Source organism: Bernardetia aquimarina, from assembly GCF_042180575.1.
Classification (GTDB): domain Bacteria; phylum Bacteroidota; class Bacteroidia; order Cytophagales; family Bernardetiaceae; genus Bernardetia.
On sequence record NZ_CP170094.1, the window covers coordinates 4,643,147 to 4,668,569 of the forward strand.

The 25,423-nt window shown below is 30.1% G+C and carries 20 protein-coding genes and 4 tRNA genes; 8 read left to right on the plus strand and 16 right to left on the minus strand.

The window, feature by feature from the left end; translation table 11 throughout:
• Nucleotides 1-371: 371 nt before the first annotated feature.
• The 4 genes from purN to nadC all read right to left on the minus strand — a co-directional run bounded on the left by purN (nt 372) and on the right by nadC (nt 2,770).
• The gene (gene purN / locus ACE193_RS19815) at nt 372-980 is read right to left on the minus strand and encodes a phosphoribosylglycinamide formyltransferase (protein ID WP_375559944.1); all 609 of its coding nucleotides are present in this window, start codon (nt 978-980) and stop codon (nt 372-374) included.
• 304 nt (nt 981-1,284) lie between these two features.
• Nucleotides 1,285-1,361, minus strand: a tRNA-Asp gene (locus ACE193_RS19820).
• Between the two features lie 87 nt (nt 1,362-1,448).
• Nucleotides 1,449-1,522, minus strand: a tRNA-Asp gene (locus ACE193_RS19825).
• Between the two features lie 360 nt (nt 1,523-1,882).
• Complete coding sequence (gene nadC, locus ACE193_RS19830) at nt 1,883-2,770, minus strand: carboxylating nicotinate-nucleotide diphosphorylase (protein WP_375559945.1); 888 nt, start codon at nt 2,768-2,770, stop codon at nt 1,883-1,885.
• Nucleotides 2,771-3,156: 386 nt separating this feature from the next.
• On the opposite strand from nadC, the gene ACE193_RS19835 reads away from it, so the two are divergent.
• Both ACE193_RS19835 and ACE193_RS19840 read left to right on the plus strand, forming a co-directional pair.
• A complete protein-coding gene (locus ACE193_RS19835) occupies nt 3,157-4,005 on the plus strand; it encodes a hypothetical protein (RefSeq protein WP_375559946.1) in 849 nt (282 codons plus the stop codon).
• A 354-nt stretch (nt 4,006-4,359) separates the two neighbouring features.
• On the plus strand, nt 4,360-4,974 hold the full coding sequence (locus ACE193_RS19840; RefSeq protein WP_375559947.1) for a hypothetical protein: 615 nt from the start codon (nt 4,360-4,362) through the stop codon (nt 4,972-4,974).
• A 242-nt stretch (nt 4,975-5,216) separates the two neighbouring features.
• Here ACE193_RS19840 and bioA read toward each other — a convergent pair whose 3' ends face one another.
• The 3 genes from bioA to ACE193_RS19855 form a co-directional block, all read right to left on the minus strand.
• Entirely contained in the window at nt 5,217-6,500 is a 1,284-nt protein-coding gene (gene bioA, locus ACE193_RS19845) for an adenosylmethionine--8-amino-7-oxononanoate transaminase (RefSeq protein ID WP_375559948.1), read from the minus strand.
• A 268-nt stretch (nt 6,501-6,768) separates the two neighbouring features.
• Nucleotides 6,769-7,119: an immunity 51 family protein gene (locus tag ACE193_RS19850; RefSeq protein ID WP_375559949.1), complete on the minus strand. Its 351-nt coding sequence runs from the start codon at nt 7,117-7,119 to the stop codon at nt 6,769-6,771.
• 137 nt (nt 7,120-7,256) lie between these two features.
• On the minus strand, nt 7,257-7,760 hold the full coding sequence (locus tag ACE193_RS19855) for a pentapeptide repeat-containing protein (RefSeq protein ID WP_375559950.1): 504 nt from the start codon (nt 7,758-7,760) through the stop codon (nt 7,257-7,259).
• Between the two features lie 241 nt (nt 7,761-8,001).
• Between ACE193_RS19855 and cutA the strand changes: the two genes are divergently transcribed.
• Nucleotides 8,002-8,310: a divalent-cation tolerance protein CutA gene (gene cutA / locus ACE193_RS19860; protein ID WP_375559951.1), complete on the plus strand. Its 309-nt coding sequence runs from the start codon at nt 8,002-8,004 to the stop codon at nt 8,308-8,310.
• Nucleotides 8,311-8,396: 86 nt separating this feature from the next.
• Here the strand turns inward: cutA and ACE193_RS19865 are convergent, their stop codons facing one another.
• The 9 genes from ACE193_RS19865 to scpA all read right to left on the minus strand — a co-directional run bounded on the left by ACE193_RS19865 (nt 8,397) and on the right by scpA (nt 18,707).
• Nucleotides 8,397-9,176, minus strand: a complete 780-nt coding sequence (locus tag ACE193_RS19865; RefSeq protein ID WP_375559952.1) for an arylamine N-acetyltransferase — start codon at nt 9,174-9,176, stop codon at nt 8,397-8,399.
• Between the two features lie 243 nt (nt 9,177-9,419).
• Nucleotides 9,420-10,298, minus strand: a complete 879-nt coding sequence (locus tag ACE193_RS19870) for a hypothetical protein (RefSeq protein ID WP_375559953.1) — start codon at nt 10,296-10,298, stop codon at nt 9,420-9,422.
• Nucleotides 10,299-10,310: 12 nt separating this feature from the next.
• Nucleotides 10,311-11,243, minus strand: coding sequence for a tetratricopeptide repeat protein (locus ACE193_RS19875; protein WP_375559954.1), 933 nt, complete (start codon nt 11,241-11,243; stop codon nt 10,311-10,313).
• A gap of 62 nt (nt 11,244-11,305) precedes the next feature.
• Nucleotides 11,306-12,637, minus strand: coding sequence for a tetratricopeptide repeat protein (locus tag ACE193_RS19880; protein WP_375559955.1), 1,332 nt, complete (start codon nt 12,635-12,637; stop codon nt 11,306-11,308).
• Between the two features lie 22 nt (nt 12,638-12,659).
• Nucleotides 12,660-13,424 (minus strand): DUF1835 domain-containing protein, encoded by a 765-nt coding sequence (locus tag ACE193_RS19885; protein ID WP_375559956.1) that lies wholly within the window; start codon nt 13,422-13,424, stop codon nt 12,660-12,662.
• A gap of 15 nt (nt 13,425-13,439) precedes the next feature.
• Nucleotides 13,440-13,892 (minus strand): PIN domain-containing protein, encoded by a 453-nt coding sequence (locus ACE193_RS19890; RefSeq protein WP_375559957.1) that lies wholly within the window; start codon nt 13,890-13,892, stop codon nt 13,440-13,442.
• A complete protein-coding gene (locus ACE193_RS19895; RefSeq protein ID WP_375559958.1) occupies nt 13,892-14,161 on the minus strand; it encodes a hypothetical protein in 270 nt (89 codons plus the stop codon). Before ACE193_RS19895 ends, ACE193_RS19890 begins: the two co-directional genes overlap by 1 nt.
• Before the next feature lie 5 nt (nt 14,162-14,166).
• On the minus strand, nt 14,167-16,494 hold the full coding sequence (locus ACE193_RS19900) for an AAA family ATPase (RefSeq protein WP_375559959.1): 2,328 nt from the start codon (nt 16,492-16,494) through the stop codon (nt 14,167-14,169).
• Nucleotides 16,495-16,523: 29 nt separating this feature from the next.
• Nucleotides 16,524-18,707, minus strand: a complete 2,184-nt coding sequence (scpA, locus tag ACE193_RS19905; protein WP_375559960.1) for a methylmalonyl-CoA mutase — start codon at nt 18,705-18,707, stop codon at nt 16,524-16,526.
• A gap of 416 nt (nt 18,708-19,123) precedes the next feature.
• Between scpA and ACE193_RS19910 the strand changes: the two genes are divergently transcribed.
• The 5 genes from ACE193_RS19910 to ACE193_RS19930 all read left to right on the plus strand — a co-directional run bounded on the left by ACE193_RS19910 (nt 19,124) and on the right by ACE193_RS19930 (nt 25,279).
• Complete coding sequence (locus ACE193_RS19910) at nt 19,124-19,555, plus strand: response regulator (RefSeq protein WP_375559961.1); 432 nt, start codon at nt 19,124-19,126, stop codon at nt 19,553-19,555.
• Between the two features lie 139 nt (nt 19,556-19,694).
• Complete coding sequence (locus tag ACE193_RS19915; RefSeq protein WP_375559962.1) at nt 19,695-20,264, plus strand: MerC domain-containing protein; 570 nt, start codon at nt 19,695-19,697, stop codon at nt 20,262-20,264.
• Nucleotides 20,265-20,527: 263 nt separating this feature from the next.
• A tRNA-Gly gene (locus ACE193_RS19920) sits at nt 20,528-20,600 on the plus strand.
• Nucleotides 20,601-20,724: 124 nt separating this feature from the next.
• Nucleotides 20,725-20,808, plus strand: a tRNA-Leu gene (locus tag ACE193_RS19925).
• Nucleotides 20,809-21,466: 658 nt separating this feature from the next.
• Nucleotides 21,467-25,279: a SpoIIE family protein phosphatase gene (locus ACE193_RS19930; RefSeq protein WP_375559963.1), complete on the plus strand. Its 3,813-nt coding sequence runs from the start codon at nt 21,467-21,469 to the stop codon at nt 25,277-25,279.
• The last annotated feature ends 144 nt before the right edge of the window (nt 25,280-25,423 follow it).

Below are 25,423 nucleotides of genomic sequence, written 5' to 3' on the forward strand. Positions count from 1 at the left end.
TAATTAGAGAAAATTAAAATAAGAGTAATTTTCCAATAATACGAAATTTCGGATAATTAAAGAAGTATTTAGGATAATTATTTTGCTTAACTAACTAAAAAATCAATTTAACTATACAATTTCTAACTACTTTTATTTGAGTCTGATTTTAGGTTAATTACACCTAAAAACGAAGTTTTGAAATTAGTAGGGAACTGGAAGTCAGCGAGTAAGCAAAGCTAAAAGGCACGCCTTTTCCTAAGATGGTCGTTGATTTCACATCATAAAATTTCTTGCTGGATAGGAAAAGACATGTCTTTTCCCTACAAAATGCCTAAATTAGATGCGATTAACCTATTCTGATTTCATAAATCTAACGTCTTATTTTATTTTTATTCTTCTTCTGTTATTTCTTCCTTCTGTGTCTTTTTCTGACGAATATCATCGACAAGTTCTTCTATAATGAGAGGATAGTACAAATGCTCTAAGGCGTGGATTTTGTGAGCAAGTATTTCGGCTGTGTCTTTGGGTTCTATGTTTACTTTTTCTTGAAAGATAATTTGTCCTTCATCATATTTTTCATTGACAAAATGAATTGTAATCCCTGATTGAGTTTCTTTATTTTCTATAACTGCTTTATGTACATTATCTCCATACATTCCCTTTCCTCCATATTTTGGCAAAAGCGCAGGATGAATATTGACTATTTTATTAGGAAAAGTAGTTACAAAGTTAGAGGGAATAAGCCACATAAAACCTGCCAAGACAATTAAATCAATTTCTTTGTATTCTAAAAACTGAAGAACATTTTTTGTTTTATAGAGTTCATTTTTTTCAAAAATAGCTACTTCTACTCCTAATCGTTTGGCTCTTTCGATAACAAAAGCATTTGCATTATTAGACAAAACTACAAAAGAAACATCTTTTTGTAATTTAAAATGTTCGATAATTTTTGCAGCATTTGAGCCATTACCTGAAGCAAAAATAGCAATTTGAATCATAAAAAATAGAAGTACAAACGAGTGTAAAGTATAAACAATACGAAGTTATTTAATTAAGTCGTTTTGAGTTGATGAACTAAAATGAGCAAATGAATACTGGTGCAAAAGTGCAATCACTTATATTCTAATGGTTACGGATAGAATTATTTTTTGTTTGTTTTTGAAAGCACAAAACTATAAAAAAAACTGAGATTTAAGGAATGTTATTTACTCAAATAGCTTATCTATAAAATAATTGAGAAGATATTGAGAAAATGACAAAAAAAAAGTCTTGTAGAAAACTCCACAAGACTTTTTTTATAAATGGCGGTCTGGACGGGACTCGAACCCGCGACCCCATGCGTGACAGGCATGTATTCTAACCAACTGAACTACCAAACCATTTTTTTTGACTTTACTTTCTGATTTAACTAATTTGAAGTATTTAAAGAAAATAAAAACTATTGCTATAAAACTATTCTGAATTAGCGGTCTGGACGGGACTCGAACCCGCGACCCCATGCGTGACAGGCATGTATTCTAACCAACTGAACTACCAAACCGTTTGTGTTTGCTTTTCAGAATGTTTTAAAACTGATTTTCAATTTAAGTTTTAATTGAGAGTTCAAAGATACAAACTTGATTTTGAAAAAAAAAGTTCGTTTTGAAATTAAATTAAAAATATTTTTTTTAAATCTTTAGTGATTTTCTTTCAAAAGTTGTCAAAAACACCTCTGTCTTTTTCAGAAGTGCGATGCAAAGGTAAGACAGTATTTTTGATTTTACAAGTGATTACTATAAAAAAAGGTGTTTTTTTTGATGAGTTAAGATGGGTTTTTATTAAATATTTGACAATCAGTAATTTATGAGGTGATATTTTTTTATTTTTTTTCACTCTATAAGAATAAACTATGAGGTAGCTATTAAATTGCTTTTAAACTCATATCCAAACTTTGGTAAGAATGTGTAAGTGCACCAACAGAAATAGAATTTACACCTGTTTTCGAAATATTGCCTACTGTTTCTAAAGTTATTCCACCAGAAGCTTCACTCATTATTTTTTTAGAAGAGGCAAGATTAAAATCTTTAATTAATGAAACGGCTTCTTGCATCATTTCATTGGTCATATTATCTAACATCAAAAAGTCTATTGGTTCTCCTTTTTGACTGACTTCTAAAACCTGTTTTACTTCTTCTAAGTTTCTGGTTTCAACTTCTATTTTTAAATCTTTATTATTGGTTTTACAGTAATTTTGTGCTGATTTTATTGCTTTTTCGATTCCACCTGCATAATCCACATGGTTGTCTTTGAGCATTATCATATCAAAAAGTCCGTAACGATGATTTGTTCCACCTCCAATTTTGACTGCCCATTTTTCTGTAATTCTAGCATTAGGAGTAGTTTTGCGAGTGTCTAAAATTTTGGTTTCTGTACCCTTTACAGCTTCTACAAATTGATTTGTAAGTGTTGCTATTCCACTCATTCTTTGCATACAATTCAAAACTAAACGCTCGGCTGTTAGAATCGATTGTGCATTTCCTTCTACAATAAAAGCAATGTCTCCATGTTTTATTTTATCACCGTCATTTAAGAAAATATTTAATTTTAGATTTTTATCCACCTTAGCAAAAATAAGTTTTGCGAGTTCTATTCCTGCCAAAACTCCATTACCTTTAATAAGCAAATGTGCCTTTTTTTGTGCTGTTGCAGGAACAGAAGAGAGTGTAGAATGGTCGCCATCTGCAATATCTTCTTTGAGTGCAAGTGTTATGAAGTGGTCTAAAGATTCGGTTGTGAGGTAATTGTACACTTTATAATTAAGGTTTTTGATGAAAAAAATAGTGTAAAAAAAGCAGCTTCGTGTATTTTTTACACAAATAAAAGCATATTTATTGAAATAAGCAATAATTAATTTTGAAAACGAATTAATTTGTTGATAATCAGTTTTTTGATTGAGTTAAGGACTCATTTTTTTTGTGTTTATTTGTGTCAAGTATAGTCATGACAAATAAAAAAATGGTAAAAATCAAATCATTTAGGGATTTTATACGTTTATATAAATACAATTTCATAAAAAATCAAGTAGTATTTTTATTGACTATCAAATTAGTATTTCAACCTACTAATGTTGTTCGTTTTGTATTTTTGTGTGATTTTGAACAGTTAGATTATTTATAGCATTTAATTTTTACGTCTATGAAAACATTTCCATTTTCTTCTTTTTTTAAAACTAAAACACCAAAAAAAATTATAGGTACACTTGCCTGTTGTGTGTTTTTGGGTGTAGGAGGAAATTCTGTATTTGCTCAAAATAATCTACATGTAAAACTTCCTTACGACCCTTATAATAATCCTGCTATTTGGGCGCAGCTTCAACAAAAACCATTGGATTCTTTATTGTGGCAAAAATATACTCATAAACAATGGACAGAAATGCCTTTGAAGGAGCGTTTGCAAGTAAAGTTATGGATTCAAGAAATGTGGCTTAATCAACTGAATGGAAATACTGAACAGTTAGCAAGTACAACGGTAAAAAAAGACGAAAAAAATGAAAAGGTTAAAAGTGAAAAAATAGAGAATACAACTACAACTCAAGTTACGAAGACTGATAATACAGTTGTTGCAAAAAAAGATGAAAAAGTGAAAGATAAAACTCTAACTACCACAATAACTTCTAAAGATGAGGTAAAAGAAATAGTAACTTCTACAAAATCATTGAATAAATCTCAAAAGATAAATGAGTTACTTGCCAAACCTGAGGTAAAAAGCTTTTTAAAAGATTTGGAAGAGTCATTTTTGGCAGAATCTACAGAGATGGAAGAATTAAAAGAAAATTTGTATGAAAATTTCTTTATTTTGGAAGCTGTATTGGCAGACGAGTTTGAAGTTTTGGGAGCTGAGTATGTTTTTTATAAGAAAAAATATCCCAAGGGAAATTATAGCGAATCTCGTTGGATGATGGAAAAGGAGCAAGAATTAAGAAAACTCAAAACTCAAAAACTCGAAGAAATGAAGCAGGCTTTCTTAGAACGACAAATCAATTAGACTACACCAAACTGACAAAAATAATGCAATTTTTTATTGAAATAAGTGATTTTTGAAATAATTTACAGCCTGAAAATAGAGTTAATGTGTTGTTTTATAGTAATTTAGGTTTTTTGTTGATTATTACATGTAAATAATGCAAATGTGTAAAATAGAGTAGCAAAACAGAATTTGCTATCGAATTATCTATTTGTCCGACTTTTCCCTCTATTTTCTCACATGAGCCTTTTTCTCCTCTTTATTGTTTTGTCAAAAACATTCTGTACTTTTATAATTGTATAGACAAATATTCTGTGTTTGTCTATATAAACAAATTAATCTATCCTAAATTTATTACTTTTTACTTTTACTATTATGCCTATATCTAAATTTACTTTTGAGTTGAATTTTTTTTCAAAGTTTATATTTTCTTTTGCATTTGTATTGTTGTTGGCAGGAACAGTGTATGCCCAAGATACAAAAGACCCAATGAATAAGCCAGATGTATGGGAAAAACTCAAGCATAATCCAAATGACCAAACTCTATGGGAAAGTTATTTAGGTAAAAAGATACAAGATTTTACAGATGAAGATAATGATAAAGTAGCCACTTGGCAAGAACAATTAATGGTTTTGCAGTCTGAACATGCAGATGTGATTATTACTTCGAAAGCTGATACAGATGCTGATGATGAAGATATTTTGAGAGATATGCAGGTAGGAGATTGGCAAAATTTGGAAGACGTAGTGATGAGTACAGGTTCGGAAATACAAGAAATGCGTCAGAATGTAGATGCAAATTTTGCCCTTTTGGAAGATTTATATTTGGAGTCTTTCGAAGAGCAAGGTTTAAAATATGTTTCTTATAAAGAAGCACATCCAGATGGAAAATACTCAAAGACAGCTTGGATAGAAGCACAAGAAGAAAAATTGATGCAAGCGAAAATGAAAGAATTGCAGGCACTACGCAAACAAGTTGAAAAGAATTAAATACTTAGAATTGTTAATAATTTAGCAATATTTAAACAAAAACAGTTACTAAATAGTAGTAGTAGTGCATATTTGAGTTGAAAAATACTTAATTTTGCATACCTACTAACTAAAAGAGTAACAAAAAGTATTTTTATAAATACTTAAGATACTGCTTATTTTTAAGTTAGTGATAGGTAAATTTGGTGATTCAAAAACATCGGTAATTTTTTACCGATGTTTTTTTTGTATTTTACAAAACTTTACACTTCCAAGAATCTCAAAATTTCATCATAAACCAAATCTAATTCTTTATCAGTAATAAGATAGGGAGGAATCATATAGATTACATTTCCCAAAGGACGAAGCAGGATATTTCTATCCAAAAAGTAATTATAAATATTTTTTCGCCATTCATTAAAGTAGGACGTTTGTTCTTCTGTTTTGAGTTCTAAAGCGAAAATTGTCCCACAAGTTCTGACTTCTAAAATTTTGCATTCTAATTTTTTATTAAAATTTATTTGTTTTGCAAAGTGAAGATGTTTTTCTGCAATTCTTTTTCTATTTTGAAAACATTCATCACTTAATAAAATTTCCAGACTAGCATTTGCAGCAGCACATGCAATTGGGTTTCCTGTATAAGAATGTCCGTGAAAAAAAGTTTTTAAAATATCATTATCGTAAAATGGTTGTACTACTTCTTTTGTACAGAGCGTAACAGCTAAAGGCAAAAAACCTCCAGTTATTCCTTTTGAAAGGCAAATTAAATCTGGTTTTTCTTCTAAATATTCAGATGCAAAAAGATGGTCAGTTCTGCCAAAACCTGTCATTATTTCATCAGCAATACAAAATGTATTTTTGTTGTGAGCTAGTTTTATAAGTTCGTCCAAATGTATGGGAGAATAGGTTTGCATTCCTCCTGCTCCTTGAATGATGGGTTCAAAAATAAAAGCTGCTACTTCTTCACTTTCCAAAATCTGTGTAAATTTTTCTTTTACATTTTGCCAATTTTTTTTTGTTGGTCTTGGAATAAATTCTACCTCAAAAAGTAAAGGATTGAAAGGGGCATTGAATGGCGTTCTGTCGCAAACTGCCATTGCTCCAAAAGTATCTCCGTGATAAGCTCCTTCTATGGCAATTATTTTTGTTCTGTTTGCGTCTTTATTTCTGTTGTGAAAATGCTGCAAACAAATCTTTAAAGCCACTTCAATAGCCGTTGAGCCATCATCTGAAAAAAATACTTTGTTCATGGAAGGCAAAAGCTGAATCAAACTTTTAGCTAATTTTTCGGCTGGCTGGTGTGTAAAACCTGCAAAAATAACGTGTTCCAAACTATGTGCTTGCTCTGAAATAGCACCTGCAATTTTTTTGTTGGCGTGTCCGTGAATATTTACCCACCACGAAGAAACAGCATCAAGGATTTTGCGCTCATCTTTTGTGTAAATATAAATTCCATCTGCTTTTACAATTTCTAAAGGGTCGTAGCCTTCGGCAAGAGGTGTGAAGGGATGCCAAATGTTTTGTTCAGTTATCAGTTTTTTAGTCATCAGTTAATTTCTGTTTTTTTGTAAAAGTACTGAATTACTGATTGTAGAACACAGATTTTATGAATTTTACGAATTTGAAATGCTGTAGCTTATTGATGAGGTTGTTTAAGAATGAGTTTTGTACGTATTTTTTGTTGGTGTCGCTATGCTAAAACACCAACAAAAAGGCAATGTTATTTTTCCATAGAATTGGGTTTGCAAACCCAATTCTATGGAAAAATAACATTCTTAAACAGCTTCACTGTATAAAAAGTTACAATATTTTTTTTTAATCTAATTCTGCTCGTGAAAACAAATCATTGATTAATGTTTCATTTTCACAGGCTTCTTTAAATTTGATACTAAATTCTTTCAATGCTTCTTTATCAGAGGAATAGGCACAATACATACTTCCTTCAGGATCAAAATTTATTACCTCAGTTAGTTGAGGTTGTTTTTCTTCTAAAAATACTCGTGCTAATGAAGCCCAGTCGTAACCATTTCCTTCAAATCCTTCTTCTGCTCGTGCTTCAAAAATCTCAGCTTTATATTCTATAGCTGATAAACAAACAGAAGCACTTTTTTCGTGGTCTGTCCAAAAGAAAGGTTTGATTTGGTTTTCAAAATCTTGATTGTTCATGTTTTTATTTTTTGGTAAGAGTTGTTTTAAAACATTCAAATTTAATCAACTTATAGATTTTACTCACTATATAATAGATTTTTTCTTGTCGTTGATGAGGATATCAAAAACGGTAGGAAAATTATAAGTTATCAGTTTTAGGACAAATACCATTCATCTGTTGGGAAATTATCAACAAGATTTTGTGAGTTTATGAAGCAATCTTTTATTACCCAATTGGGTTTGTATATTTTGACTTCTTTATTTTTATCAAAATTTACATTTTTCAAGACTATTTCTGGAAATTCTGTAGATCGTAAAGTACAATTTGAAATGATACATGTATTCAAAATAGAGTTTGTAAAGCATGCTCTAGTTAAATCACAGTTATCAAAAACAGTTTTATTTATAGTAGAACTTGAAAAAATTACCTTATAAAAGTTGCAATTTAAAAACTTAGATGAGGAAATTATAGAATCACTAATCTCTAAACCTTGTAAGTCACAGTTTGTAAATTCACAATTTTTGATAATTGTCTTAGTTGAAACTCCGTATAAATCCAAGTTTGTCAATTTGAGATTCTCTAAAAATAAATCAACAACTTGTAATTCTTTTTTTTCTACTAAATACGTTTCAAAATTTTCTTTTTTATTGAAATACATTTTAATTGTTGTTTTTAATTTGTCTTTGTGAAAATAAATTATTTTTTTAATAAATATTCCATCAAATTTAAAAAACTCAAAACCTCTACTTTGCTTTTGATGTTAAAATGAAGACTAGCTTAATTAATGCCTTATTATCTTATAAACGTTTCTTAAATATTACTCATATTGTAGAAATAAATACAGATAATAAAAAGTATCTTTTTAGTAATTTTCTAACTCTTAATCCCTATTTTCTATTTTGCCTAAACTTACTTTTTTTTATATTCCCTGTAAAGACGAAGATGAAACTTTGCATTTATCGAAGCTGCTTTTAGATGAAAAATTAGTAGCCTGTACTAATTCTATGCCTATAAAAAGTTGTTATTTTTGGCAGGGGAAAATTGAAAATGATACCGAACAAGCTTTGATTGTTAAGACATTACCTGAAAAAGCCAAGAGTGTTACTCATTTTTTAGAACAAAGTCATTCTTATGATACACCTTGTATTGCTTTTTGGGAAATAGAAGTAAATGAAGGATATTTTGAATGGGCAAAAAATCAACTCTAAAAATACAACTTGATAAATCAAATTACGACCTCAAAATTATGTAGCAGCTTGATTTATCAAGTTGAGTTATTGTATTTTTTTAATTCTTAACAAAGATTTTCCTCTAAGATATTCATACCAAATTCTTCTCTAACAATTTGATAAAACTCTTCATCATTTTGGATAGTGCGTTCTTGTTTTTCTTCTCCTATTGTTTTGATAAACTTATTATTGAATAATGTAATTCTGCCTTCTTCTGTTGGAAGTGTACAGATTCTATTTTTTACAAAATAAGAGTCTTCTGAATACTGTTTGAAGTTGATTTGCTCGTAAAACTCTTCTATTTTTCTAGAAATGGTTTCAAAAGTATATATTTTTTTGAATTTATAGCCTTTTCTTGATTCAGATAAAATGTAATTTGATTTATTCACTTGAATTATTTTATAAATTGCATCTCTATCTTTATAAACATAATTATCAATTTTGGAGGGGATTTTCATAGGTTCTGTAAAAAGGTTGCCATAACCTACATCGACAAGCCAGTTTTCTTCTAGTTTTACGATGATTGCTAAATGGTCAAATTGTCCAGCCAAATTTTCTCTTTTGTCATACATGCTTGCAGATACAATATGACAGTCAAATCCAATTTCTTTGAGAAGGTTATAAAATAGAAAGTTGAGTTCGTAGCAAAATCCTCCTCGTTTTTCTACAATAATTTTTTCATACAGTGAATCTAAATCAATTTTCAAAGGTTTTTTTAGATGAATATCTAAATCTTCAAAAGGAATAGCAAAGACATGTTTTTTGTGTAATTCGTTGAGCGTTTGTAGGTTGTTTTTTGGTGTTTGCCGATAATCTATTCGACGTAAATAGTTGTCTAATTTCATTTCTTAATTATTTGTGTGTTTATTGGTTATTTTTACTATTCTTGCTAGTTTATTCATTTTCAACAAACTAGAATTAAGTAGCATTTTTTTTTCTTAGAATGTTACTACAAATAGCTATTGTAAAAGTAGTAAAATTATAGATAGTAGTTTCAATGTTATAACTTACTTTAAGGAAATAAAAAACGACCTAAGAATTTTGGTGTTTCTTGGGTCGTCTCAGTTATTTTTTTAAATATCTGCTTTTTACTTAGGGAGTAATGTAAATTTTGTTTTTTTGTTGGCATTCATAACTCCTTTTGCTTCTAAAGACATAATTCCATTATACGAAATCCATCTTCCTTTATCTATCGAAAATTCAGCAATCGCTTGATGGCTAAATCTCATCATTGAGTCTTTTTTTCCTCCAGTTTCAAAAAGAGCAGGAGAGTTAAAAGTTCCATGTACATATTCATCTAAGTTATATTTTAGCACTGCAATTCTTTCCCCATCTATTACTTTTATATCTACTAAAGTAACTTCGTTTATCTTATAAGAACTATCACATTCAAAATTTTGGTCGTTAGTAATAAAATTTACATCCAATTCCCATGTATCTCCTATACTTACAGGTTTATTTGGTAATTCAAAAAAAACTGAGATTAAATTCTTTTGTCTGCTTTGAAGCCAAAAACTATGAACTTCTCCTGTTTCAAGTACAGAACCACGCAATACAATGCCTTCATTCATCGCACTCATCATTCTAAGAATAGTCTTAGTTCCTCTGATAGTATCATTTTCCATTTCTGAATCAGATTCTCCATCATACATTTTCATCTGAATATCTACAACTCCGTCCTCTTTTTTGTGTAAAGTTGTGATATAATCCATGTCATATACAACTTTATTTAATTGATTAAAGAATTTTTGTGATTCTGACAATCCTTCTTTCTTATTAGTAGAAAGAGCATTGAAAAGACTTCCAAGATCCATTTCCATATAAGAGCTATCAATTTCTTTCATAGCTGTCATATAATTGAGGTCTTCATTTTCTTGAATTTTCCATCTCAAATCGACACTTTCTTTGTCTTGAGCAAACGTTGTAATGGTAATAAAAACAAATAAAACTGATAAAATACTTTTCATTTTTCTTTAAATTTAATTGCAGTATTTGATTAATAATTGATTTACTTCTTTTCCATAGTTTTTCTCAAAATTTAATGATTTGGCTTTATTCAAATATTCACATACCTTCTCCATATTTTTTTCATCAATGGCAATTATGGCAAGATTACGATATGCGTAGGAGTTAGTAGGTTTGATAGCTAAGGATTTATTAATAATCTTTTTTGCTTCTTCACTTTTACCCATATTATGTTTATTTAATCCATAATTATTTAGAAATAAAGCGTCTTTATCATCATAAATCGATTGAAAAACTGAATCGGCTTCTTCATATCTTTTTAACATAGAATAGCAATAAGCCAAATTCATTTCATTCGGAGCTTTTGGATTTAACTCTTTAACTTTTATCAAATCTTGCAAAGCACATTCAAAATTTTGTGATGCAAAACACACCTCAAGTCTTTTTTGGTAATACCACCAGTTATTAGTTTCGTTTTCGATAGCTTTATCAAAATTATTTTTAGCTTCTTCAAACTTGCTTTGAGAATAAAGAAGTTGTCCCTTATTGAAATAACCACTTGCCATTTTAGGAAACTCTTTAATTACTCTGTCGTAATAGAAATGAGCACTATCAGCTTGTCTTAATGAAGCATAACAATTAGCAAGGTTTACCAATGCCATACCTAGTTCTGGTGCATCTGTCTTTACAATTTCTAAAAAAAGTGGTTTTGCTTCTAACACTTCCTTCATCTCTGCATAAGCATGAGCCATCCAAAATTTTACTTGTATGGAAGGATTTTTTTTGTATTCTTTCTGAAACTTCTTTAATGCTTTATCATATTCTTTATTGGCAAAGTAGTTTTGTCCTTCCTGCATAGTTTTACTTGCCTGTTGTGCTTTAGCCGAAAAAGCAAATAAACAGACGAACAGTAGCAATATGTAAATAACGAAATTATATTTTTTCATTTTATGAAATAGAATTTTATAGGCTTTAGTTTTTTGTAAAAAACAAAAATACTATTTTAATTTTACTTTCCATTTTCTAACAAATGAAAATAACCTTTCAACCTATAAGAATATCTAGTTGGGTCTGTCGCTAGTGTTCTAAATTCCTTCTTTATAAGCTCTATCAAATCCTCTTCAAACTCTCTATCTTCAATATAAGCACAATTCATTTTTACAAATTGCATAAGAGCAGAATTTGGGAAATCTGACAATGCTTTCTCTAAATCTGGATTGTCATAAGTATTTTTTTCTGCCAATCCCATAAAATAACTCATTGCAAATCGTTCATCTTTGTATTCATTCCAACCTTTTTTATCTGTTTCTTCTGAAACTTTTCCATTTACAGTTGCTTCCAGATAGGCATAAATATTCAGTAGTTCAATGTCTTTTGTAGAATCTGCCAAAGATATTATTTCATCTTTTCTTGAATCAAAAAATGTTTTTTCATCTAGTATTTTATTAGTAAAAGCTATATTAAGCAAATCAGAAGTAATATTTCCATTTGGAAAAAATCTATTGTTGTCAATAATCATTTCTGATTGAGATAAAAGAGTTTTTATAGAATCAGATTTTCCATATCCTTTTGACATTTTTTTGATAGAACTATACGCATTCAAATCAAGATATATTTCACTAGACTTTCCATACGTTTGAGCTATCAATTCTAAATCTTTTTCTAAGAAAAACTCTTGAACAAGTGTATTCCACCAATCTATTTCCCAGTTTAAGTCTAAGAAAATCAAATCATAAGTGCTTTTTTCATTCTTTTCTTGCATTTTTAATCGTAATTCAGAACGCTTTTTGATTTGGTCTGTTCTGCCATGAATGAGATAAATAGCTTTATCAATTCCGACATGATTTTTTGCATGATTACAAGCATTCCAACTCTTTATAGCTTTATCTTTTTCTCCACTGTTCAAATAACATTCAGACAACCACAAATCAATTCTATAATCTGTTTCTGCTTGCTTTTGATACGCCAAATAATACGGAATAGCTTCTTTATACAATCCTTTTCTGTGTAATTGCATCGCATATTCAAGCGAAAAATTAAGTTCATTTGGTTTGAGTTCAATCGCTTTTTTGTGCAATTCAAAAGACTTTTCTTCATCAATATTGTATAAAGCTGTTCCAATCAAATACATTTTGTATTCATCTGTCGCTTGATTAGCCAGTTCATCAACACACTTTTTACAATCTGTTTCTGAAAGGCATGTTGAGAAAAAAGTGGTAAAAGAATCCGATAATTCTTTTTCTGCTTTATCAATTTTATCTCTACTGTTTTCTAAATTTTGAGCTTGACAAGAAAAAGATAGAAAAGATAGAACGAGTAAAATATTGATTTTCAATTTCATGGAAATATTTTGTGTTGTTTATTTATATAGAAGTTTTATTTATCGCATCAAAAAGCCGTTTTACCTGCAAATCTCCAAGACCATAAATAGATTCTCTTTTGCAAAACTCTCTAAAAACAGGCGCAAATTCTTTCGTATCTAAATCTTTCATTATTTGAAGGAGTGACGTTTTGGGTCTTCCTAATTTTTCTTCATTTGTTGGAAAGCGTTGAAGATGTGCATCTATGGCAGGAAGAATAAAAGCATAATTTTCACCCAGTTCTTTAGCTGTTTGTAGTAATTTTTCGGTGTCATTATTTTTGTAATGTTCCCAAAGTAGAGCAATTTTATGTAGCTCATTCTGACCAATAGACAAACGATTTTCATAAATAGAAATCAATTCAGATTCATCAAGACCACCAAAACCGTATTGTGTATGTTCTTTCGGACGAACTAAAAAAATAGAATTTTTCTGACCATTTTTATTCAAAAGATGCACTACAAACCAAAAATTTACTTGGCAAAACAAATCATCTTCAAACCATAGATTAATAGCTACCTCACTAGGAAGAGCCTGTATTTTCTCAAATTCAGAAACCGTTTTTTCAAAATAATCTTCTTTGCTATATCCTGCGTAATGGCTACTAATAAATGTAGCTCTCGTTTCATAAAACTCCTCCAAACTCTCTCCTTCTACATTTCCATCTACCAAAGCCTCTCTAGCAATGATAATTTTGCCTTTTATAGTTTTTGGAAACTGCTCTTTTAAAGAATCTCCGTTTAGAATATGGTATTGTTGAGGTTTCATTTTTTTGAAAATTTTTTAATTTCTGTCCATTACAATAACAGGACAAAATACACTATCCAAATGTGAAAAATCTTTATCCATTGTTAGCAAAGTAGAATCTGTCAAAATAGTTGTTGCAGCAATCCAAATATCATTTTTACCCATATTACGTGCTGCCATTCCAATAGGTAAAGGTTTATTTTTTAGTTTTCCTTGACTGTACGCATCTATATCTGAATAAATATATTGAATGTCCTTTGTATCAATTGGAATGACTAAAAATTCATCCAAAAAATCTATCATATTCTGAAATTTTGTATCAGACCAATGACGTTGTTTTGCCAAAGACATAAGTTCAGCAGAAGTAACAATAGAAATAAATAAAAAATTAGAATCTGAAAATAGGTTCAAATCTTCTAATTTCTTAGTAATTGTTGGTTCTCCTCTAAAATAACCTAACAATATATTGGTGTCTAGTACGTAATTCATCAATTCAAATCATTTAAAAGGCTTTCAAAAGAATCTTCATCAGCTAATTTCCCCTGCATATTTTTTATGTTTTGCATAGAAAAATGGTGTTCAGAGATAAATAAGTTTACATCAAATTTTTCTTTGATTGTTTTTACATATTTCAAAGCAGGATTTGAATATTCTACCAAATCATAAATCATTTTCTCCAAAGAATTAAATAATTCCTCTTGTTTGATTTCTTTTATGACTCTAAATAGTCTGTCTTTTCTGTGTTCTAAATTTTGCATTGTTTTTATTTTTTAATTTCAATCCACATTTTGAAAAACTCTATAACTCTATCTAAATGTTCAGATGATTCTGTTAGGCTTATTTTTTCAGATTTATGAGCAGCATTGTTACGTAAATCTCTTATTTTACTTACTACGTCATTCTCTCCAAACTTACTTTTATTAGTTTCTAATTTATTCAAATTTATTACATTGATAATATTGCCATAAGAATTATTGAGTTCAATTCTTGTGGTCGGTTCTGCCAAAGAATACAATAAATGTTGAGACTGAAAACTATTAATAGATGAAATCTTAAACTGACTAAAACTTCCGAATAGCCAACCCTCTACTGTTTTAATATTATTGATTTTCGTTTGACTAAAGTTATTTGTGGTAAATATATCTTTACAAGCAGACTTAATAGTATTTTCCATAGCTTTTCCTAATTGCATAACAACAGGAGAAAAATCACTTGAAGGATTATTGGCTAAATTATTTTGCAAAAATAATCCACTAGTCAAAAGGTTTATAATATCAGAATGTAGTTTTGATATATCAATGTTCTTTTCAGTTAAAACGGTTTCGTATGTTGAATAATCTTGATTTATTAAATATTCGTCTATTTTTTGATAAATAATTTCCTCATCTGTTTCAGTTCCATTAACTACTAAATTTTTCGTTCTTTCAAATGTTTCAAAAAATCTTTCTCTGCGTTTGTTTAGTAGTGATAAGTGTAGATTATAACCTTGAGGATAATATTCATCATCGTATATTATGCTGTAATCTATAATACCACCTTCTGTTATAGGTATATGTACAACTTGTGGCTTTAAATTAGTAGAAGTTTGAAAATAATGTATACTTAGTTTTTCAATATTTATTTTTTCTTCTGCTATCAAATTTTGAAAACGACTAAGCATATATTCATTATGAGTTTCGATGATAAACTTCATTTTAAATTTCTTATTAGCATCTTGCAATATATCTGCTATTATAGTTTGTAGACGTGGATGTAAGTTTACCTCTGGTTCTTCAATACAGATAATACTCTGGCTTTTAGATAAACTAATTTTCATCAATAACATAATGACTTGTAGAGTACCAGTACTTAACTTATTTAATGTAAATGCCTTTTTAGTATTTATATTATGATTCTCAAATTTATAAAAAACTAATACCTTAATTTCTAAACCTACTAATGTTGCTTTTTCTATATCTATTTTTCCTAACTGGAGTTTTTGTAACCAATAATTTATAAATTCTTTTTGCTCTTTAGCAGCATTAGAAAATAATTGACTTAATTCATTTAATATTTCATTATTTGTATCGACGATGTATGGCGAAATGGTATTTAAACGAATGGCAGATAAGTATGAAATATTATCAAGTAACTCAATCAAATCCAAAAATCCCTTTTCAAAAGACAATCTAATAACATCTAATAAATAACGAAACCTTTCAGAAAAAATAGGAATATCTCTGTTACCTGCCAAAAAATCAACTGTTCTAGTTTCACAGTCTATCCACTCACCATTTTCATCAAATTCGTTATCGTCATAACTATAAGATAACTGTTTTTTATCAGTTAAAACCTCTAATGCTGATAGGAAAATAAAAATATTAACTATTGAATGAGAATATCTTCTACTATTTGAATCAATTTGGTAATTAAAATCTTCCTTTCCATCTAAAAAGGTAGATAAACTTTGCATTAGTTTCGTTTCATGACTAGAGATAGAAAATAAGTAATCATTGATTTTATTTTTATTTCCAATTTGAAGAAAACTATTTTTCCAATTTTTCTCTAATAGCTCTTTCTTGCTTTTTAAATCTTTTTCTACAAGTGTTGATGCACTTCTATTTGGGTTTTCTCTTTCAGTATTAGATTCGATAAAATTAAAGCGATTTTGACTTTCAGCACCACCAGCTTTTTTAAGAATAAACTCATCATCTAAATATTGTATAATTTTTTCAAAATTAATCATGCAACTAGAACCTTCCATTCTAATAATAGAAACATCTTTATCTTTCAAGTTTAGCAGCATTAATGCTCCTTGTTTCTGATATTGTAATTCTAATGTTTTCGCTCCTAAAAATAAAAAAGGTAATTTAAATGTAATCAATTCATCAGTATTTACATTTTTTATATTGGAAAGTTTTGTTCTTTCAAAGTTCAGATCGATACCATATTGTTTATAAATATTTAAACTGTTTTGTAAAAGTTCCAAAACTCTAAATACAGAACTTTTCCCTGTATTATTTGCACCTAAAAATATATTAATATCATTAAGTTCAAACTCTGCTTTTTTGAAATCTAATATGCCGTCAATATATAAGTGGTTAAATTGCATAATATGTGTTTTTAATTGATTTGTTTTTCTCATTCCTCCAAAAGCTCATCCAAAATTTTCATAGCAGCCTTTGCAATGACCGTTCCTGGACCAAAAACAGCCGAAACACCTTTTTCATACAAGAAATCATAGTCTTTCGGAGGAATCACACCACCAGCCACAACCATAATATCTTCTCTACCAATCTTTTTGAGTTCTTCAATAAGCGCAGGAACAAGCGTTTTGTGTCCAGCAGCAAGCGAAGACGCACCTACAATATGCACATCATTTTCGGCAGCTTGTTTGGCTACTTCTTCAGGCGTTTGAAAAAGTGGACTTATATCCACATCAAAACCCAAATCTGCAAAACTGGTCGCAATTACTTTCGCACCTCTATCGTGTCCATCTTGCCCCATTTTGGCAATCAAAATACGTGGGCGACGACCTTCAATTTCTGCAAACTCATCAGAGCGTTTTTGAGCCAATGCAAAATCACTATTTACATTCGTTCCATTTTCATTTCCTTTATCCATTTCATTAGAGTACATTCCTGCAATAAGTTTGGTTTGTGCTTGATAACGACCAAAAACAGTTTCCATCGCTTGCGAAATTTCGCCTAAAGTAGCTCGTTCTCGTGCAGCATCTACGGCAAGTTCTAACAAATTGCCTGTTTTGTTTTGTGCTGCATCTGTCAGTTTTTGAAGAGCCGTTTTGACTTTTTCGTCATTGCGTTTTTCTTTTACTTCTTTCAACCTCTTGAGTTGAGATTCTCTCACAGCCACATTATCGACATCCAAAACATCAATTTCTACTTTGTCCTCTTCATTTTCATCAACTCTATATTTATTTACCCCTATAATAGTGTCTTTTTGTCCATCTATGCGTGCTTGTTTTCGTGCAGCAGCTTCTTCTATTCGTAGTTTCGGAATTCCTGCCTCAATCGCCTTTGTCATTCCTCCTAAAGATTCCACTTCTTCAATCAGTTCCCAAGCACGATTTGCTAATTCGTAAGTCAGATTTTCTACATAATCCGAACCTGCAAAAGGGTCAATCGCCTTTGTAATATCTGTATTGTTTTGAATAAATAATTGTGTATTTCTTGCAATACGAGCCGAAAAATCGGTCGGAAGTGCAATCGCTTCATCAAGAGAATTGGTATGTAAAGACTGTGTACCACCAAAAACAGCAGCCAAAGCCTCAATCGTTGTACGAGTTACATTATTAAAAGGGTCTTGTTCTGTCAAAGACCAACCCGAAGTTTGGCAATGTGTACGAAGAGCCATTGATTTCTCGCTTTTCGGATTAAATTCTTTTATCATATTTGCCCAAAGCCAACGCCCTGCACGCATTTTGGCAACTTCCATAAACGTATTCATTCCAATTGCCCAAAAGAATGACAAACGAGGTGCAAATCCATCAATATCAAGTCCTGCCTCAATTCCTTTTTTGACATATTCCAAACCGTCTGCAAGTGTGTAAGCAAGCTCAATATCAGCCGTCGCACCTGCTTCTTGCATGTGATAACCACTAATACTAATCGAATTAAATTTTGGCATTTTGTCAGCCGTATATTCAAAAATATTAGCAATAATTCGCATACTTGGCTCTGGTGGATAGATATAAGTATTACGCACCATAAATTCTTTCAAAATATCATTCTGAATCGTTCCACTTAGTTTTTCTGTCGCTACGCCTTGTTCTTCTGCTGCCACAATATAAAATGCCATAATCGGCAAAACTGCCCCATTCATTGTCATCGAAACTGACATTTTATCAAGAGGAATTTTATCAAACAAAATCTTCATATCTTCCACCGAATCAATCGCTACACCTGCCTTTCCTACATCTCCCACCACACGAGGATGATCAGAATCATAACCTCTATGTGTTGCAAGGTCAAATGCTACTGAAAGTCCTTTTTGTCCTGCTGCCAAATTCCGACGATAAAAAGCATTTGATTCTTCTGCTGTCGAAAAACCTGCATATTGTCTAACTGTCCAAGGACGAACAGCATACATAGTTGGGTAAGGACCACGCAAAAAAGGTGGAATTCCTGCTTGATACTCTAAATGAGGTAATTTTTGAGAATCTTCTTTTGTGTAAAAAGGTTTTACAGCAATTTTTTCAGGTGTTTCCCAAACAGGAAATTCTTTTGGAAGTTCTTGAGTAGATTGTTCTGCTTTTTTTGCAGCACGATTTTTTAGGTCTTGAAGAGTAATGTTTTTAAAATCCATATATGTGTAGCTGGCAGTTTTTAACTGTTGTTTGATGAGTATTTTTTTTATTCTTATAAACTTTTCTTTATTGAAAGGAATAATTTAGATAAATTACTAATTTTTATTGGTGGTTAATCAGCAATAAAAATAATATATTCGTAATTGATAATTTTTAATTCGTAATTTCCTATTGGTAAAGTTTGTTTAACAAATTAGGTTTTCTTATTTTGGTCTATTCTAATTTTTACTTAAAATTGAAAAAAAAATAGCGATTTAAAAAATCTATAGCCTTATATGGAATTTATTTTAAAAATAATCCTATTTTCATTCAAAAATTCTTTGAAAAATCCGTATTATTGTGTTAAAATGATAATTGGATATAAAAATACTACTCATAACAAATAGTTCCATTCAAGATAGACATTGACTTACTTATGGCAAACTCAACTCAAAATACAGACAAAATCAGCTTAGTTATGCTTGTAGATGACAACGATACTGATAACTTTATTAGTAAACGCATCATCGAACTAACAGGCTTTGCAAACGAAGTAGTTACAAAAAACTCAGGAAAAAGTGCCTTAGAATATCTCAAAGAAAATAAAGATGATGAGTCAAAACTCCCAGATTTAATATTTTTAGATATAAATATGCCTATCGTAGATGGTTTTATTTTCTTATATGAATTTGGTCAAATGCCCGAATCTGTACACAAAAAGTGTCGTATTTCGGTTCTTTCTAGCTCTGATAATAAGCGTGATATTGATAGAATTGTAGGAAATGAATATGTAATTAAATTTACAACCAAACCTCTTACTGAAGATGCCCTAAATGCTGTTAAAGATGTTTGGCTCAAGCAAAAATAAATTCCAAAACTAATTTTTTGATACTATTTTTTTAGAATTTTTTTTTTTAGAAAACTTTTAATCTATTTTTAGCGTTTTGTTTTTGCAACTGAGTTGCATTTACTATATTTGCATATCAAAATTCTGCAATAACAACGCTATGAACAATTACTTGTCTTTGAAAAATAGAATAAAATATATCAATTCTGACTTTATAGGAGCAATGAGTGCCTTTTTATGTATCATTCATTGTGCTATTGTACCCATTCTGATGGGAGTTCACTCTTTTTATTATGCTGGAGGTGCGCTGACTTCTACTTCACATACTGAACATTCACATTCTTCTTTAGATTTTTTTAGTCTTTTTGAAGGTTCGCACTGGCATGCTTTAGACTATTTTTTCATTGTAATTACGATGATAGCAGTCTTTTTTGCTACTCGTAGAAGTGTTCTTTCTTGGATTACGACAGGACTTTGGAGTGCAGCAAGTCTTTTTGTAGTTTCTATTTTATTAGAAGAGTATGTTAATGGAATAGAATATTTAGCTTATTTAGCCTCTGCTTTACTGATTATTTTTCATTTTTTGAACCAACGTTTAGGTAAAAAAATACAGACAAAAAATAACACAAAAAATAATGAACTAAATATTGAGTTGAATAGTTTTGATAGTGTTAATTTAGAAACAGAAACGCAATCTAAAAAGACAAATAGAGTAAGTTGTATTTGTTAATCTACTAAGTCAGATAAAGGAATACCAAATCTCAAAAAAAACTTTTTGTGTTAAGCTATTGAAAATCAATCAATAATAAATTATTTGCAAAAAAAAGTGTCTTAGGCTATTGACTATTAAAAAAACAGTAGTATCTTTGCATCACAATTAAGGGAAAGAAGGTTTAATAATTTGTTCATTTAGTAATCAGAAAAGCTACTTACTAAAACTAATAATTAAAATTAGTGAATAATCAAAAAAAAATCTTCGAGTACTAATAATAAGCGAAAGTAGCTCAGTTGGTAGAGCGCAACCTTGCCAAGGTTGAGGTCGCGAGTTCGAGCCTCGTCTTTCGCTCAATTTTTACGGACTTTATATGGAGCATTAATTCTTTGGTTTTAATCAAAAATTAAACTTTAAATAAAACCTGTAAAAATGAGGGAGTGTTTAATCTCTAAAAGTAAAGATTAAATCATCAAATGCTGGAATGGTGGAACTGGTAGACACGCAGGACTTAAAATCCTGTGCCTTAATCGGCGTGTGGGTTCGATTCCCACTTCTAGTACATATATAGCAACATATACATTCGTATATGTTGCTATTTTGCTTTAAAGAGGGTTTTTAGGTATATTAGAAACTTAGTAACATATAAACGGTTATTTGTTGCTAAGTTTTGAGACCTAAAAAAGCAACTGTTTTAACCAAAAAATAGTGAAGCAAAATAAATATTGCGTCTAAAAAAAAGTCTCTTATCAATGGAAAAAGATTAAGAATGGATATTGGGGAACAACCTTTAACATTTGCAAAGCTCCATAACTTATCTACTTCAAATAGATATAAATCTATTTCTATTGAAGCTAAAGGACTTTAAATGTTTATCCAAAATCCAGTAGAAAATATTTTGAATGTAAAAGTTTCTAAAGGTGTAAAAACAGGACTTATTATTCCTCTTGTAAAAACTAAAAACCACCTGTTAAATCAAAACAACTGATTTTTTAGGTGGTTTTTTATTTCTGTTTTGAACAAAAAATGCTTATACGAAATAATGAAATAAAAAGTTTTGAAATAAATTGATATTTTTTTAGAAAAATAGATTATTTCGCTTAGTTTTTGTTATCTGATTGTTTTAAAAGCTATCTTGCCGAATAATTTGGTGTCTTCATACCAAAAATACTCGTACCTTCATTTCAAAATTATTTCGTTCTAGTTGCATCTTTAGCACAATGAATTATATTCTTTCTTCTTTATATTATTTCGTTCTTGATTTTCGTAATTCTGTTACGGCATTTTTGTGTGTGTTTTTTATTCTGTTTTCTTTTATTATTCATAACAAGGTACAAGCACAAGCCATTCCGACAGCCGAACATTATACCATTTATGATTATCATGCTCATCCTCAAAACTGGTCTGTCGTCCAAGATGATATAGGTAGAATTTATGTAGCTAATACAAAAGGAGTTTTAGAGTATGACGGAAATACATGGAGTTTGATAGAGTTACCTAATTTGGCAGGTGTAACAGCACTCACAAAAGGAACAGATGGAAAAATTTATGTAGGAGCAACATCAGAAATAGGATATTTAGATACCGATTCAATAGGAAATAAAATCTATGTTTCGATAGTTGATAAAATGAATGAACAAGACAAAAAATTCTCTACGATTTGGAAAGTATTTTCTACTTCGGATGGAATTGTTTTTCAGTCATTTGAAAAAATATTTTGGTATAAAAATGACAAATTCAAAGTTATTTCTCCTAACTCAGCTTTTCATTTGGCTTTTCAGATTAAAACAAAAGAAAATAAAAACAGCCAACTATTTGTCAGAGAGTGGGGTAAAGGGTTACATCATCTTACTTCCAAAGGTTTAGAGTTTATTGCAGGAAGTGAAATCTTTGCAGATGAAAAGATTTATTCTATTTTGCCACAAACAGCTTCTTCTCATTTTGTGGTTACAGAACAAAAAGGTGTTTATACTTATAATCAAAACACAGGTTTTTTGCCTTTTTCTACTTCGTCAGATTCTCTCTTAAAATCCAGTCAAGTCTATTGTGGAATTCAGCTTGCAGACGGAAATTATGCTATCGGTACACGCCTTGCAGGAGTTTTAGTTTTTGATGCTAATTTTCAATTTCTCTACAAAATATCTTCAAAAAATGGTCTAAAAGATGATAGGGTTGCTTATCTTTATGAAGATTCGAACAAACAACTTTGGGCAGCACTCAGCAATGGAATTTCTTACATTGATGTTGCTTCATCGTTTCGTTATTTTGATAAAAATACAGACATAAATAGAAATATTTTGAGTATTTCGCCTTCTTTTAATCAAAGTCTTTATATCGGAACAGTTCAAGGAATTTTTAAATCAAATTCTGATAAAGCAAAAACGATAAAAGAATTCAACCTTTTGCCTTATTCAGAACGAGAAACTTGGAAATTAGGTGTTTATAAAAATATTCTTTTGGGAGCGCAAAATCCAGGTATTGCTTGGATAGGAAAGCGAGGCGTTGAAGAGCTTTTGGCTGCCAGTAATCCATTTATTCAAGATTTTTCTTTAATAAAAAGTGATACTTCTCACTTGATTGCAGCTTCTGTTGAAGGACTTCTGCTTTTGAAATGGCAAAATAATCATTGGATTTTTGTAGATAAAATAAAAGGATTTGCAGGAGCAGCGACCAAAATTATTCAAGATGAAAACCATGATTTTTGGGTAAGTGATTATAATAGAGGTATTTTTAGATTTAAGCTAAGTTCTGATTTCCTAACTGTTACTCATTCTGAGTTTTTTGGTCAGCTCAACGGACTTCCTAAAAATCAAGGAAATCACGTTTTTGAGTTTAATGGAAAGGCTATTTTTGGTACATTAGAAGGAATTTATGATTTTAGTGAAAATACATTTGCACCTCATCCTGCATTTGAAAAATTGATAGAAAAAAAGGCAATTACTATTTTTGAAAAAGATAAAAAAGATAATTTATGGGTAGTAACTCAAAACGAACAAAATAAATTTAGTAGTTCTCAGACCCTTTTAGTTCAACTCAAAAAAACAGATTCTACTTATCAGCGTTATGATGCCCCTTTTTATAAAATCAAACAAATCGTTCAGGCAGTTCGTCCGATTGATGAAAACTTGGTTTTGATTGGAACAAATGAAGGACTTATTTCATATAACCCTCTCAATACAATAGCTGACAAACAACCCTTTTCTGTTTTTATTACACAGATAGAACACAGCAGCGCAAAAGATTCATTACTTTTTGCAACAGATTTTATTCTTAATCAACAGAGTAATTTATCAAATGATAAAAAAGTAAAACTACCTTATGAGCTTAATTCACTTCGCTTTAGTTTTGGAAGTTCGTTTTTTGAGCAGCGTAGTGAAGTTTATTATCAAACAAAGCTAGAGCAATTAGATAAAAACTGGTTATCTTGGGAGAGTGATAAAAATTGGTCAGCTTGGAGTACTGAAACGCAAGATAAATTTACAAATCTTTCAGAAGGAGATTATATATTTCATTTGAGGGCAAAAAATTTATACGGTGTAGAAAGTGAAGAAGTAACTTTCAAATTTACTATCAAAACGCCTTGGTTTAGACATCCTTTATTTTATCTTTTTATTGTTTTGGTGTTAGGTTTTTTGATTCAGTATGGTGTCAAGACTTACACAAAACGACTAAAATCAGAGAAAAATCTTTTAGAAAACACAGTCAGAGAGCGAACAGAAGATATGCGTCAAGCCTATTTTAATACTCGTGTTTTGAGTAAATTAGGACAAGAAATTACTTCTACCCGTTCGATTGATGAGATTACAGATATGATTTATCAACATGTCAGTAAACTAATGGATGCTTCTGTTTTTGCTATTGGTATTCATAATGAAGAAGATGAAACATTAGAGTTTCCTGTTGCAATAGAAAATGGAGAAAAATTACCTTTTCATTTCGAAAGGTTAGATGACACAGGACGTTTTGCTGTTTGGTGTTTCTTAAATGAACAAGATTTATTTATTAATGATAGTGAAGTTGATTACGAATTGTACATGTCGCAGCGTCCAAAAACAACTGTTGGAAAGACTGCACCATCACTTATTTATCTTCCATTAAAAATTAAGAAAAAAGTAATTGGTGTAATTACGGTGCAAAGTTTTGAGAAAAATGCTTATAATGATTATCATCTCAATTTGCTTCGTAGTTTGGCTGTCTATACAGGAATTGCTATTGAAAATGCAAACTCCTATCATCAAATCAATGAGCAAAAACATATTATTGAAGACAAAAACAAACAACTCATTTCAAGTATAAATTATGCCAAGCGCATTCAAAATGCCATTCTTCCTCCATTGGACACAATTCAAGAAGAATTTGAAGATAGTTTTGTCTTGTTTTTACCTCGTGATATTGTAAGTGGTGATTTTTATTATTTTAATAAAATAAATGGAAAATCTATCATTAGTGCCATTGATTGTACAGGTCATGGTGTACCAGGGGCATTTATGTCAATGATAGGCTATGAGCTTTTGAATGAAATTATTTTGGCTAGGCACATCACAGAACCTGCCAAAATACTAGATGCTTTGCATGATGGAATTTCAAAGGGACTTAGACAAGAACAAACATTTACACAAGATGGAATGGATATGACACTTTGTGTTTGGAATGAAGAAACAAATATCTTAGAAATTGCTGCTGCAAGAAACCAAATGTATCTTTTTAATACACAAGACAAAGAAAGGGTGCTTGAAATAGAAGCTGACAGACAATCTATTGGAGGAAAAATGGATGGCGATTTTGAATTCAAATCACATCAAATTCAGATTCAAAAAAATGATACAGTCTATTTATTGACGGATGGTTTTCAAGACCAGTTTGGAGGACTTCAAGACAGAAAATATTTGCGTCGTCGTTTGAGAGAGTTTTTACAAAATCATCAACATCTTTCTATGACCCAACAACGCAGAGCCTTACAACGAGAACTTACAGAATGGAAAGGCGATAAAGACCAAGTAGATGATATTTTGATTATTGGTATTCGATTTTAATAAAAAGTATAAAAGATAAAACATTTCTTACTTTGATGTGATTCTATTACTATAGTAACTTTTTTTTGTTACTTACTTTATACCTTTGTTGAGCATAAAGTGTAATTGCAACCCTCTATACTCCAATTATCAACGATATTTTCA

What these genes read in the sequence shown, in the direction of transcription:
- ACE193_RS19915 (WP_375559962.1), top strand. Translation starts at nt 19,695, where the DNA reads ATGAACAATTACTTGTCTTTGAAAAATAGAATAAAATATATCAATTCT.
- scpA (WP_375559960.1), bottom strand. Translation starts at nt 18,707, where the DNA reads ATGGATTTTAAAAACATTACTCTTCAAGACCTAAAAAATCGTGCTGCA.
- ACE193_RS19835 (WP_375559946.1), top strand. Translation starts at nt 3,157, where the DNA reads ATGAAAACATTTCCATTTTCTTCTTTTTTTAAAACTAAAACACCAAAA.
- ACE193_RS19870 (WP_375559953.1), bottom strand. Translation starts at nt 10,298, where the DNA reads ATGAAAAGTATTTTATCAGTTTTATTTGTTTTTATTACCATTACAACG.
- ACE193_RS19910 (WP_375559961.1), top strand. Translation starts at nt 19,124, where the DNA reads ATGGCAAACTCAACTCAAAATACAGACAAAATCAGCTTAGTTATGCTT.
- ACE193_RS19865 (WP_375559952.1), bottom strand. Translation starts at nt 9,176, where the DNA reads ATGAAATTAGACAACTATTTACGTCGAATAGATTATCGGCAAACACCA.
- bioA (WP_375559948.1), bottom strand. Translation starts at nt 6,500, where the DNA reads ATGACTAAAAAACTGATAACTGAACAAAACATTTGGCATCCCTTCACA.
- ACE193_RS19880 (WP_375559955.1), bottom strand. Translation starts at nt 12,637, where the DNA reads ATGAAATTGAAAATCAATATTTTACTCGTTCTATCTTTTCTATCTTTT.
- ACE193_RS19885 (WP_375559956.1), bottom strand. Translation starts at nt 13,424, where the DNA reads ATGAAACCTCAACAATACCATATTCTAAACGGAGATTCTTTAAAAGAG.
- ACE193_RS19840 (WP_375559947.1), top strand. Translation starts at nt 4,360, where the DNA reads ATGCCTATATCTAAATTTACTTTTGAGTTGAATTTTTTTTCAAAGTTT.
- ACE193_RS19850 (WP_375559949.1), bottom strand. Translation starts at nt 7,119, where the DNA reads ATGAACAATCAAGATTTTGAAAACCAAATCAAACCTTTCTTTTGGACA.
- ACE193_RS19890 (WP_375559957.1), bottom strand. Translation starts at nt 13,892, where the DNA reads ATGAATTACGTACTAGACACCAATATATTGTTAGGTTATTTTAGAGGA.
- ACE193_RS19855 (WP_375559950.1), bottom strand. Translation starts at nt 7,760, where the DNA reads ATGTATTTCAATAAAAAAGAAAATTTTGAAACGTATTTAGTAGAAAAA.
- ACE193_RS19900 (WP_375559959.1), bottom strand. Translation starts at nt 16,494, where the DNA reads ATGCAATTTAACCACTTATATATTGACGGCATATTAGATTTCAAAAAA.
- ACE193_RS19895 (WP_375559958.1), bottom strand. Translation starts at nt 14,161, where the DNA reads ATGCAAAATTTAGAACACAGAAAAGACAGACTATTTAGAGTCATAAAA.
- ACE193_RS19930 (WP_375559963.1), top strand. Translation starts at nt 21,467, where the DNA reads ATGAATTATATTCTTTCTTCTTTATATTATTTCGTTCTTGATTTTCGT.
- purN (WP_375559944.1), bottom strand. Translation starts at nt 980, where the DNA reads ATGATTCAAATTGCTATTTTTGCTTCAGGTAATGGCTCAAATGCTGCA.
- ACE193_RS19875 (WP_375559954.1), bottom strand. Translation starts at nt 11,243, where the DNA reads ATGAAAAAATATAATTTCGTTATTTACATATTGCTACTGTTCGTCTGT.